General features: G+C 47.8%; 7 protein-coding genes. 5 read left to right on the top strand and 2 right to left on the bottom strand.

Annotated elements, in window-relative coordinates:
• Window positions 1-160 precede the first annotated feature (160 nt).
• On the top strand, window positions 161-475 hold the full coding sequence (locus BN1002_RS06335) for an MTH1187 family thiamine-binding protein (protein WP_048827793.1): 315 nt from the start codon (window positions 161-163) through the stop codon (window positions 473-475).
• 78 nt (window positions 476-553) lie between these two features.
• On the opposite strand, the gene BN1002_RS06340 is transcribed toward BN1002_RS06335, so the two are convergent.
• On the bottom strand, window positions 554-1009 hold the full coding sequence (locus BN1002_RS06340) for an ASCH domain-containing protein (protein WP_048824173.1): 456 nt from the start codon (window positions 1007-1009) through the stop codon (window positions 554-556).
• Between the two features lie 859 nt (window positions 1010-1868).
• On the opposite strand from BN1002_RS06340, the gene BN1002_RS06345 reads away from it, so the two are divergent.
• Genes BN1002_RS06345 through BN1002_RS06360 form a run of 4 tightly spaced genes read left to right on the top strand, consistent with a single transcriptional unit; the run spans window position 1869 to window position 10706 of the window.
• Entirely contained in the window at window positions 1869-5111 is a 3243-nt protein-coding gene (locus BN1002_RS06345) for a helicase-related protein (protein WP_048824174.1), read from the top strand.
• Window positions 5112-5909, top strand: a complete 798-nt coding sequence (locus BN1002_RS06350; protein ID WP_082036158.1) for a DUF4391 domain-containing protein — start codon at window positions 5112-5114, stop codon at window positions 5907-5909.
• Between the two features lie 3 nt (window positions 5910-5912).
• The gene (locus BN1002_RS06355) at window positions 5913-7754 is read left to right on the top strand and encodes a site-specific DNA-methyltransferase (RefSeq protein WP_048824175.1); all 1842 of its coding nucleotides are present in this window, start codon (window positions 5913-5915) and stop codon (window positions 7752-7754) included.
• A 3-nt stretch (window positions 7755-7757) separates the two neighbouring features.
• A complete protein-coding gene (locus tag BN1002_RS06360; RefSeq protein WP_048824176.1) occupies window positions 7758-10706 on the top strand; it encodes a type III restriction-modification system endonuclease in 2949 nt (982 codons plus the stop codon).
• A gap of 132 nt (window positions 10707-10838) precedes the next feature.
• Here BN1002_RS06360 and sstT read toward each other — a convergent pair whose 3' ends face one another.
• The gene (gene sstT / locus BN1002_RS06365) at window positions 10839-12077 is read right to left on the bottom strand and encodes a serine/threonine transporter SstT (RefSeq protein ID WP_048824177.1); all 1239 of its coding nucleotides are present in this window, start codon (window positions 12075-12077) and stop codon (window positions 10839-10841) included.
• Between the last annotated feature and the right edge of the window lie 211 nt (window positions 12078-12288).

The raw sequence follows: 12288 nt of genomic DNA on the forward strand, positions 1-12288 counted from the left end.
CTTGTCTTCATGTTTCAAAATGAGTCCCCGCGATAAGGATTGAAAGCGGGGATTTTTTTGCGGTCAGGGACTTTAATTTCCAAAATCAGCGCGCGTTTCTGGAGAAAGTCGTCCCGATTGTGTTATGATTGGAAAAAAGTTTCGGAAAGAAGGCGGACAAATGGCAATCATTGATGTGACGGTCATTCCGGTGGGCACTGGGACTCCAAGTGTGAGTGAATATGTGGCGGAAATCCATCAGGTCCTGCGGAAATATGAAGGGAGAATCACCTATCAATTAACCCCAATGAGCACTTTGATTGAGGGCGATTTGGCCGAACTGCTTGAGGTCGTACGCGAGATTCATGAAGTCCCTTTTGCAAAAGGGCTGCAGAGAGTTTGCACGAATATCCGGATTGATGATCGCCGTGACAAGGAACACACGATGGAGCGGAAACTACGGGCGGTTGAGAACCGGCTGCGTGGATTGGGCTGAGCTTGTTTTAGGGGAAGAAGCACTAGTGGCCTTTTATTTGTATTTAAAAAAGAACGCTTGGGAATTCCCAAGCGTTTTTTACTTGCCTTTTGCATTGACCAATTCGAACCGCTCACAGACGAGCAGCATGTCTTCGGAAAATTCAAGCCCCAGCTTGCCAAGCTCTTGGGTAAAAAAACGCGTGTGGGCATCTTTCCAATACTGGTATGTTCGGTCTCCCTCACCTTCCGCAATCGCAAAATCCTCGGGAACCTCATTCATTGGCATTTTCTTAACATCAGTTATTTTAATCATCCCAACAGGCTCATCGCGGCTATTCAGAATAATACTGTAATCATCGACTGCGGGGAGCCGTTCGTTTTCCAGTTCATAAAAAATAAAACCTGAGCAAGTGGCCGTTTTGATTCCATCGATGACCAGTTGTGCTAGATAGTCGGCATCATCCCCGAATTGCCATGCGCTGACTGATTTCGGCGCTTCCTCCTGTTTGGTTTCCCAATACTCATTCCAATATTTCTGAGCTAGATCGTTCATGGAAAGTCCCCCTTTTGCAAAAAACGAATCGTTTCTTTTCATCATATCATTTAACTGTTTGAATGGGCGTAACATTTAATGACCTGAAACACTGGGTGATATAGAAACACTGGAAATCGTAGAGGCCAAAAAGCTTTGAATAACTTAAAAGAAAAAGCCTGCAGGGACTAGTGCCACCATTAAACAAGCAGGATTTTCCATTCCTGATGGAGAATGTAAAACTTATTAGGGAAAGATTATCACCTGTCTGACGTACGGATCATTCCCTTAATACATACTTCTATATTACTAGCCCGAAGGAGTGAGTGAAATGAAAGTAAAAATGAAAAAATGCATCCGCTGCAAAACACTCTTAAGCTACTCCTCAAAAATCTGCTACAAATGTGGAGGCACCGAACTGGAAAGATGCATAAAGTGATGAAAGGAACGGTTCTGCTGCTTTCTTCGAGACCCGAAGAAAGTGCTGGAACCGCCCTCTGCTTCTAAAAACAGCAGTAGAGCTCGGGAGCTCCGCTGCTGTTTTATTGTTGAATGACTGGCAGGACGATGAAGAAAGATCTCATTTAGATCCATAACATCCTTCGATACAACGCCGTCCGGTCGCCAAGTCCTTCTTTCGAGCCCGAAAGCCCGTTATGAAAGGAGAAACAACGTCCCCTATGAAAACACAGCACCTGGAAATTATTTCGCTTCCCGAATGAAACGCTGGAACCGTCCCCTGCCTTGCTTTCTGTGATATTATTTTAGAGGAATATTTTTTAAAATAAATTGATGGCGTGGGAGTTTCCAGGTACCTATTAGGGGAGCTGCGCTTGCATGGATTTATAGATTTTGAAATTTTGCTAGAGGTGGTTTGGGTATGCCGGGTGGCGTTGTTGATAATCAGCGGACTGGTTTAGTTGGGGATGTGCTGAGGCGGAATCTTGGGGAGGGCAGCCGGATTTCTGTGGCTGCGGCTCATTTTACGTTGTATGCGTTTGAAGAGTTGAAGCGGGAGCTGGCGAAGGTGGACGGGTTTCGTTTCATCCTGACAGAACCGGCTTTTGTTGATATGGAAGGCTTGCCGCGTGAGCAAGTAGAAAAAAATGAGAATCTGCTCTTTGGCGTAGTGGAGGAACAGAAATATAAAGCGGAGCTGTCTCAGGCGCATATTGCCAGGGAGCTGGCGAAGTGGGTAACAACGAAGGCACAGTTTAAGTCGGTGACAAAGCAAAAGATAGAAGGCGGGCTTTACCATGTCGCCAACAAGGATGAGAAGGAAATCGGCCTCGTTGGCGGGGCGCCATTTTCAACCGCGGGGCTTGGCTACAGCAATTCATCGAATATGTATATCAATACAATTGTCGATGACAAAGAAACAAACCGCCAGCTCTTGAACAATTTCGATTCTATCTGGCAAAATGAACAGGTTTTGCATGATGTAAAGGACAATATCCTCGATAGACTGGAAACGCTCTACAAGGAAAACTCTCCAGAGTTCATTTACTTTGTCACGCTGTATCATTTGTTTAAAGAATTTTTGGAAGGAACGAAGGACCTGGACGCGCTCCAGGCAAAAACGGGTTTCGAGAACACGATGATCTGGAACAAGCTCTATGCCTTCCAGAAGGACGGAGTGGTCGGCGCGGTCAATAAAATCGAAAAGCATGGCGGCTGCATTATCGCCGATAGCGTCGGTCTCGGGAAAACGTTCGAAGCGCTCGCTGTCATCAAATATTATGAGCTCCGCAACCATCGTGTCCTCGTACTTGCGCCGAAAAAGCTGCGCGAGAACTGGTCGATTTACCGATTGAATGATAAGCGGAATATTTTGGCGGATGATCGTTTTTCTTATGATTTATTGAACCATACCGATTTATCACGCCAGGGGGGATACAGTGGCGACATCAATCTTGAACATGTGAACTGGGGGAATTATGACCTCGTCGTCATTGACGAGTCGCACAACTTCCGCAATAATGAGGCGCGCAATGACAGGGTGACCCGTTATTCGCGGCTTATGAATGACATGATCAAAGCCGGCGTCAAAACAAAGATCCTCATGCTGTCGGCGACGCCGGTCAATAATAAGCTCGACGATTTAAAAAACCAGGTTGCCTTCATTACTGAAGGTAATGACGGCGCCTTATCCGAAAGCGCGAATATCAAGAACATATCGCAGACGATCAGGCAGGCGCAGTCGCAGTTCAACAAATGGAGCAAGCTGCCGGAAGAAGAACGGACGACAGAGCGGCTGCTCGACTTTTTGAGCTGGGACTATTTCACCTTGCTTGATTCGTTAACGATTGCGCGCTCGCGGCGTCATATCGAAAAATATTACAACATGAAAGATATCGGCAAATTTCCGGACCGGAAAAAGCCGCTTAATATAAAGGAAACGATTGACAAGCAAGGCGAGTTTCCGGCGCTTTCGCTTATTAATGATGATATCCTCAGGCTGCGCCTCGCCGTGTATTCGCCGATGCAATACGTCCTACCGCATATGCGGGGCGCCTATAATGAAAAGTACGATACAAAGGTAAGGAATGGCCAGGTTTTCCGGCAGACCGACCGTGAAAACAACCTGATCCATTTGATGAAAGCGAATTTGCTGAAACGGCTTGAAAGTTCCGTACATTCTTTTTCTTTGACGTTAAAGAGTATTACAAACAACATCGATGCCTTTTTGCAAAAAATCGATGACTACAAACCCGGACAGGATGCCGCACAGGATATAATGGATATCGATGTCGAGGATCCGGAGCTTGAAGACGCGCTCATCGGTTCAAAGGTCAAAATTCTGCTGAAGGATGTCGATTTGATCCGTTGGAAGCAAGACCTTCAATATGACCGGGAAATTCTCGCGCGCCTCACGATGCAGGCTGAAATGGTTTCCCCGGAACGTGACCAGAAGCTTTCGCGGCTGAAGGAATTGATATCCGATAAAGTCGCAAACCCTTTGAACGGGCAAAACAAGAAAGTCCTTATCTTCACCGCGTTCGCCGATACGGCCAACTATTTATATGCAAACCTAAGCGGCTGGACCCGTGATAAATTTGGGCTTCACAGCGCTGTTGTGACGGGATCGGACAATCCTAAAACAACTATGAAACTGAAAAAAGCCGATTTCAACAGTGTCCTTACCTATTTTTCGCCTCTTTCAAAAGAACGGGCAAAGGTCATGCCGGATGCGAAAGAAGAAATTGATGTGCTGATTGCTACAGACTGCATATCCGAAGGCCAAAACCTCCAGGACTGCGACTATTTAATCAATTATGATATCCACTGGAACCCAGTGCGGATCATCCAGAGGTTTGGCCGGATTGACCGACTTGGCAGTAAAAATGGTGTCATCCAGCTGGTGAACTTTTGGCCGCCGATTGAACTGGACGAATATATCAACCTCGTCGGACGGGTCAAGGACCGGATGACGATTCTCAATATTTCATCGACAGGTGAGGAGAATGTCATTGCTGAAAACAGCAATGAGATGAAGGATCTCGAATACCGCCGGAAACAACTGGAGAAACTGCAGAACGAGATGATCGATCTGGAAGAAATTTCGGGGAATATTTCACTCACCGATTTCACGCTTGATGATTTCCGGATGGATTTGCTTGCCCATATGAAGAAAAATGGCAGCGTTGTGAAAGAAGCTCCGCTGGGATTGTTTTCATTGACGAGTAACAGGAACGGAAAACTGAAGGAAGAAATCAGCCCGGGAGTGATTTTTTGCCTGAAGCAAATCAATCATGTACCAGGGCAGGACGGCAAAAATGCACTCCATCCGTATTACCTCGTTTATGTAAAATACGACGGGAATGTACTTTTAAGCTATGGCCACGTAAAAAAGATTCTAGATTTATACAGGTCGCTTTGCCTCGGCAAACAGGAGCCGGAACGCGTGCTGTATGAATTATTTTATAAAGAAACACGGAACGGCAGGCAAATGGTGCCGTATAAAGAACTGCTTGAGCAGGCCGCAGGTGAGATAGCCGGCAAAATCGACCATCAATCAACGCTGAACATTTTCAGCCTTGGCAGCCTCGACAGCCTTGTCGCCAGTTCAAATACGAACCTCCAGGACTTTGAAGTCGTATCTTATTTGATAGTGAAGGAGTAAATGGCGCGGATGAAAGCTGCGGATAGTTTTTATGAACATATTGGCATTGGACGGCTTTTATCCCCAATTCATAAAAAGCTCGATAAAAAGATGTTTTATGAACAGGGCGGCCTTAAAAAAGGGGAGAAGGAGACCATTTCGAAATTGATTGAAAAGATGGAACTGGCGTACCTGCTCTCCCTTTCCACGATCAATATTCAGCCGTTTATTTCTGACGAATACCATGTTGAAGGCGTAATGTTCTTAACGGTCCAGCTCAGGGAGGATCCCTCGGACAGGCAAGTGGCCACTATTGATGAAGCGATACACCGCGCTCTGCCTCATCCAGTTGTCCTCGTGTTCGACTGGAACGGTGAATGCCAAATCAGCACCGCGATGAAACGGCTGAACAAGGTGGACAGGTCAGGTGTCGTCATTGAGGGGATCCATCGGACAGGCTGGTTTTTTCCCTCGGAAGCGAAAGCCGAGTTTGAGGCATTTTTGCAGGCAGTCCGACTTGAAAATGTCAGATTTTCGAGCTTTCTCGATTTTTACAAGGATATTGACCGCGCTGTAGAAGCCATTAAACTTTCCCGAGTGGCAGGCAGTTACAAAATCGCCGGAAGTGAAGCTGAATACGAGGAGCGGCAGGCTGCACTTTTGCAAATCGAAAAGCTCGAGCAGGAGGCTGTTAAACTGAAAACGGCGATCAGGAAAGAGTCACAGTTTAATAAAAAAGTTGAGATGAATGTAAAAATCCAACAGCTACTGAAGCAGATGGAATCGTTAAAGAAACAGTTGGATACGCAGGGGGAATGAAGGATGGAAAAGCTGGATGGACAATCGCTAGACTTGGCTGCGCAGAACATTGAAGCCATTAAGCGGCTTTTTCCTGAAGTGGTCGCAGAAGGAAAAATTGATTTTGAAAAACTGAAGCTCGCTCTTGGGGAGGCGGTCGACTCCCGGAAGGAGAAATTCGAATTCTCCTGGCATGGAAAGGCTGAAGCGCTGAAGTTGGCGCAGACACCTTCCGCCGGCACCTTGAGGCCAGACAGGGATTCAGGCAAAAACTGGGACGAAACTGAAAATCTTTATATTGAAGGAGACAACCTTGAAGTATTGAAGCTTTTGCAGAAATCATATTTCGGGAAGGTCAAGATGATTTTCATCGACCCGCCTTATAACACTGGCAAGGACTTCGTTTATAAGGACGACTTCAGAGACAGCATCGAAAATTACAAGCGCCAAACTGGCCAGGCGATGAAGGCGAACGCCGAAACGCGGGGACGCTACCATACCGACTGGCTCAATATGATGTACCCGCGCCTGAAGCTTGCGCGCAATCTGCTCCAAGAGAACGGAGTGATGTTCATCAGCCTTGATGATACCGAAGTGGCCAATCTGAGGAAGATGTGCGATGAGATATTCGGTGAGGACAACTTCGTCGCGAACCTCGTCTGGCAAAAGAAATTCTCGAGGGCGAATGACGCGGCGTACTTTTCAACAATGCATGACCATATACTCGTTTATTGCAAAAATAGTATCCATACAAATGAAAGCGGCTGGAAAATTGGCCTGCTGCCAAGAGGGGACGAAATTCCGCAAGGCTATGGCAACCCCGACAACGACCCGCGCGGGGTCTGGACCTCAGTCGTCCTGTCGGCGAAATCGGGTTCGGACAAACTCCTTTATGAAATCACAACGCCAAGCGGACGGGTATGTGCGCCGCCGAGCGGAAGATACTGGAGTGTCAGCAAGGAACGTTTCGAGGAACTCGTCAGGGATAACCGCATTTGGTTTGGCGTGAAGGGGGATGGGACGCCTAGGCTGAAAACCTTCTTGTCCGAGGTGCAGAGCGGGCTGAGGCCAAACACGATTCTGTTCCATGCGGAAGCTGGCCATAACCAGGAAGGGAAACAGGAAACGAAGGCCCTTTTTGACGATGTCGGGGTGTTCGACGGCCCGAAACCGGTCAGGCTCCTTGAATTTCTGCTGAAAACGGCGAATCTAGAGGATGCCGAAATTGTTCTCGATTTCTTCTCGGGTTCGGCGACAACCGCCCATGCGGTAATGAAGCTGAACAGCGAGGATGGCTTACGGCGTAAATTCATTTTGGTTCAATTACCGGAGCTTTGCGACTCAGGGACTGAGGCATATAAAGCCGGATTCCGGACGATTTGTGAAATCGGCAGGGAGCGGATTCGCCGGGCAGGGGAAAAGGTGGCTGCGGAGTCGGAGCGTGACGATCTTGATATTGGCTTTAAGGCCTTCAGTCTCGATTCTTCCAATCTAAAGCCGTGGGATCCGGATTTTGAAAATCTCGAGCAGGACTTGTTCAACCTAGAAGACAATTTGAAGGAAGACCGTACCCAGGATGATCTGCTGCATGAAATCCTCCTGAAAGTCGGCCTGCCGCTCACGGTTCCGATCGAAAAAGCGGACGTTGGCGGGAAAACGGTTTATTCGGTTGGTTATGGCTCGCTTCTCGTGTGCCTTGAGGATGAGATCGGGCTCGACGTTGTCAACGGAATGATCAGGCTGAAGGCAGAAGCGTTCAACCCGAAAGTCGTCTTCAAGGAATCCGGTTTCCTGAATGATGCGGTAAAAACGAATGCAATCCAGACGCTTAGGAAAAATGGAATCAATGATGTTAGGAGTGTGTAAGGAATGAAGCTGAAGTTTCAGGCGGACCTTGGGTACCAGCGCCAGGCCATTGATTCTATTGTAAATATTTTCAGGGGGCAGTCGACCAGGCAGTCGAATTTCACTGTTTCCTACGGCGAGGATGCCGGAATGATCCAAACCGATCTTGGGATTGGCAACCGGCTTGATTTGACCAAGAATGAAATTTTGAAAAATGTCCAGGAAATCCAGATTCAAAACGGCCTCGCGCGAAGTGAAGCGCTCGATGGGATGAATTTCACTGTCGAAATGGAGACAGGCACCGGGAAAACGTATGTGTATTTGCGTTCAATTTATGAACTGAACAAGCAATACGGCTTTACGAAGTTCGTCATTGTTGTGCCGTCCGTCGCGATTCGCGAGGGCGTTTATAAATCACTGCAAATCACTGAGCAGCACTTCAAGGAGCTTTATGACAGGCAGCCGCTCGAGTATTTCATCTATGACTCGGAGAAACTCGATCAAGTGCGCAACTTTGCGACAGCCACAGCGATCCAGGTGATGATCATCAATATTGATGCGTTCAGGAAAAGCTTCGCCGACCCGGAAAAAGAAGATAAGGCGAATGTCATCCACCGCGCAAATGACCGCCTGAACGGCTACCGGCCGATCGAGTTCATCCAGCAGACGAATCCGATTGTCATCATCGATGAACCGCAAAGTGTCGACACGACGCCGAAGTCGAAAGAAGCAATTTCCTCGCTTGCGCCAATGTGCACGCTCCGATATTCAGCGACCCACATTGATAAATACAATATGATATTCCGCCTCGATGCGGTCGATGCATATAATGAAAAGCTCGTCAAAAAGATTGAAGTCATGTCGGTCAGGTCAGAGCAATCGTTCAACCTGCCTTTTATGAAGCTGCTTGAGGTGAAAGAGCGAAAGGCGAAAATCGAGCTTGATGTGGAAGCGAACGGGAAAGTGAAACGCGTGGTAAAAATCGTCAAAAACGGTGATGACCTTTACGATTTATCCGGAGACCGCGAACTGTACCGTGGCTTCCGCGTCGAGCAGATCGATTGGACACCCGGAAACGAATCAGTTGAAATCAACGGCCACTATCTTGCGATCGGCGATGCGCTCGGTGAAGTCGATGATGAAACGATTAAACGGTATCAAATCCGGAGGACAATCGAGGAGCATCTCGATAAGGAGCTGCGGTACAACCACCGAGGCATCAAAGTGCTTAGCCTGTTTTTCATCGACAAAGTGGCGAATTATCGGGATTACGACAAAAGCGGGAATCCAGTCAAAGGAAAGTACGCGCTCATGTTCGAGGAAGAATACAGAATCCTTGCAAGAAAGCCGAAATACCGCACCCTTTTCGATGATATTGATGTAGACGTGGAAGTGGAAAGGATTCACAATGGCTATTTTGCCCAAGATAAAAAGGGCTTGCTGAAGGATACGAAAGGGAATACGGCGGCGGACACGGATGTGTACAGCCTGATCATGAAGGATAAGGAAAGGCTGTTGAGCCTTGAGGAGCCGCTGAGGTTCATTTTTTCCCACTCAGCGTTGAGGGAAGGCTGGGACAATCCGAACGTTTTCCAGATATGCACGCTGAAGGATTCAGGCGGAACGTATGTGAGCCGGCGACAGGAAATTGGCCGGGGCTTGCGCCTTGCCGTCAACCAGGACGGAGAGCGGGTAGCGGATTATAATGTGAATACGCTGACCGTCATGGCGAATGAATCGTACGAGGAGTTTGTTGCCAATCTCCAGACCGAGATGGAGGAACAGACGGGGATTGTTTTTGGCAAAATTGAAAAGCATATCTTCGCCAGGCTTGCGTATTTGGACCAGGAGAAGGATGAGCCGGTCGCGATGGGTTACGACTTGTCGGCAAAATTATATGAAAGCCTGAAAAGCGGAGGATATGTCGATCAAAAAGAAAAAGCAACGGCAAAGCTGAAGGAAGCGCTCGAAAACTATGAGGTTGAGCTTCCCGACGAATTCGAGCCTTGGAAAACGGCGGTGCTGAAAGAACTGAAGCATATCACTAGCCGACTGCCTGTAAAGGATGCGAGCAGGAAAAAGAAAGTGAAACTGAACAAAGCGGTAATCGACAGCAAGGATTTCCTTGAGTTATGGGACCGGATCAAGTATAAAACGGTGTTTTCAATTGATTTTGACAGCGAGGAGTTGATCCGGAAGACGGTCGAGGCAATCGGGAAGATGAACCGGATTGACAAAGTGCGCATCATTAGCCGGAAGGATCGGGTGGCCGGTTTTGACCGGATCACCGGGGTGAGCGGCTCGGTCGTGAGTGAGCGAGTTGAGGATTACGTTGAATCTGCGCATGTACTCCCCGATGTGATCACTGAGCTGCAAAACCGTACGAACCTTACACGAAAGACGATTGTCCGGATTCTTACCGGCTGCAAAAGGCTTGAGGATTTCAAAAATAATCCCCAGAAGTTCATCCAGGAAGTTACGAAAATCATTCAGCGCGAAATGAAGCTGCTTTTGCGCGACGGCATTAAATATTACAAGATGGATGATGACTCATACTATGCAGTCGAGCTGTTCAAAAACGAGGAACTGCTAGCCTATTTGAACGATAATGCGGTTGAAAGCAGGAAATCGCCTTTCGACCATGTTCTTTACGATTCAGAGATAGAAGAGAGTTTCGCGAAGCGGTTCGAGGATGATGAGAATGTCAGGGTTTACGTCAAGCTGCCCGGCTGGTTCAAAATTGAAACCCCGGTCGGCAACTACAATCCCGACTGGGCAGCCGTCATTAACAAAAACGGCGAAGAAAAACTTTATTTCGTCCTCGAAACGAAGGGGACAGACATCGAAGAACTGCTAAGGCCGGAAGAACAGGCGAAAATCCAATTCGCCCGCAAACACTTCGAGGCCATCAACGCCGAAGTCCACTTCGAAGGACCGGAAAGTGACCCGCAGGATTTCATGCTGAGAGTCTGATGAAGTAGTGGACGGTTCGGCTGCTCCATTCGGGACTCAAAACCGTCCCTTTGCATCATTAAAAAACGCCCACAAGCGCGGAGTTGTTCGCAGCTTGTGGGCGTTTGTTTTTTTGCTTGGATGCAGGCCGCTTTAGACGGCTTTTTTCATTTTTGCGCTTGTTCCTTCAAGTCGGTTTTTGCGATATTCAGCCGCGGCAGTGAAGAGAACGTCTGTTGATGAGTTGAGCGCTGTTTCAAAGGAATCCTGAAGGACGCCAATGATGAAGCCGACGCCAACTACTTGCATGGCCACGTCATTCGGAATGCCGAAAAGACTGCACGCGAGCGGAATTAATAACAGTGAACCGCCGGCAACGCCCGAAGCGCCGCATGCTGCGACTGCGGACAGGACGCTGAGGATGATTGCAGTCGGAATGTCGACATTGATGCCGAGCGTGTTGACTGCTGCCAGTGTAAGGACGGAAATCGTCACAGCCGCTCCAGCCATGTTGATGGTCGCGCCAAGCGGAATGGAAACGGAATACGTATCCTTGTCCAATCCTAGTTTTTCACAAAGCCTCATATTGACGGGAATATTGGCCGCCGAGCTGCGTGTGAAGAAAGCGGTGATGCCGCTCTCCCTGATGCATTGGAGCACGAGCGGGTATGGATTCTGACGGGCCGTGAAGAATACGATCAGCGGATTGACGACGAAAGCGACAAACAGCATGCAGCCGATCAATACGCCCAGCAGTTTTCCATAACCCATCAGCGACTCAATGCCGCTTGTCAGGATTGAATCGATAACGAGACCCATGATGCCTAGCGGTGCGAAACGGATAACCCATTTAACAACCGTGGAAATAGCCTCAGAGAAATTCGAGATGACAGTTTTGGTAGAGTCTGGCGCGTTTTTCAGCGCAAGCCCAAGGACGACTGCCCAGGCAAGGATCCCGATATAATTTGCATTGAAAATCGCTTTGACCGGGTTGTCAACGACGTTCATCAATAAAGTCTTAAGAACTTCGATTACTCCGCCGGGGGCTTCCAGGCCTTCTGCTCCTTCCGCAAGGGTCAGGCTGACCGGGAAAATAAAGCTGGCTACTACCGCGATCAGGCCGGCAAGAAAGGTTCCTAACAGGTATAAGGTAAGAATGGATTTCATATTGGTTTTCTGTCCGCTCTTATGTTGTGCGATGGCCGACATAACCAAGAATAGAACGAGTATTGGCGCAACTGCTTTTAACGCGCCTACAAATAAGGAACCGAAAATGACCAATGACTTTGCAACACCCGGAACCGCCAAAGCCAGCACAATACCAATGGCAAGGCCGATGATGATTTGCTTTACAAGGCTTAGCTGATTCCATTTCCCCAATAGACTTTTCATACTTTCCCCCCACTTATGCAATATTACTTGCTGTTTTTTTGTATCCTTTGCGAACCCCCTGGCAAAAGATTCTTTTGCTAGAATCCCGCCTATCCGGCAAAGGTTACTAGTATTATATTGAAAATTTAGAACTATTACAATGGCAGGATTTTGACAATACTGAGACAGATGCGAAACAGATAGAAAAATATACTAATATAACAGAGGTAAT

The sequence above is a fragment of the Bacillus sp. B-jedd genome, from assembly GCF_000821085.1.
GTDB lineage: Bacteria > Bacillota > Bacilli > Bacillales > Cytobacillaceae > Bacillus_D.

What these genes read in the sequence shown, in the direction of transcription:
- BN1002_RS06335 (WP_048827793.1), top strand. Translation starts at nt 161, where the DNA reads ATGGCAATCATTGATGTGACGGTCATTCCGGTGGGCACTGGGACTCCA.
- BN1002_RS06340 (WP_048824173.1), bottom strand. Translation starts at nt 1,009, where the DNA reads ATGAACGATCTAGCTCAGAAATATTGGAATGAGTATTGGGAAACCAAA.
- BN1002_RS06345 (WP_048824174.1), top strand. Translation starts at nt 1,869, where the DNA reads ATGCCGGGTGGCGTTGTTGATAATCAGCGGACTGGTTTAGTTGGGGAT.
- BN1002_RS06350 (WP_082036158.1), top strand. Translation starts at nt 5,112, where the DNA reads ATGGCGCGGATGAAAGCTGCGGATAGTTTTTATGAACATATTGGCATT.
- BN1002_RS06355 (WP_048824175.1), top strand. Translation starts at nt 5,913, where the DNA reads ATGGAAAAGCTGGATGGACAATCGCTAGACTTGGCTGCGCAGAACATT.
- BN1002_RS06360 (WP_048824176.1), top strand. Translation starts at nt 7,758, where the DNA reads ATGAAGCTGAAGTTTCAGGCGGACCTTGGGTACCAGCGCCAGGCCATT.
- sstT (WP_048824177.1), bottom strand. Translation starts at nt 12,077, where the DNA reads ATGAAAAGTCTATTGGGGAAATGGAATCAGCTAAGCCTTGTAAAGCAA.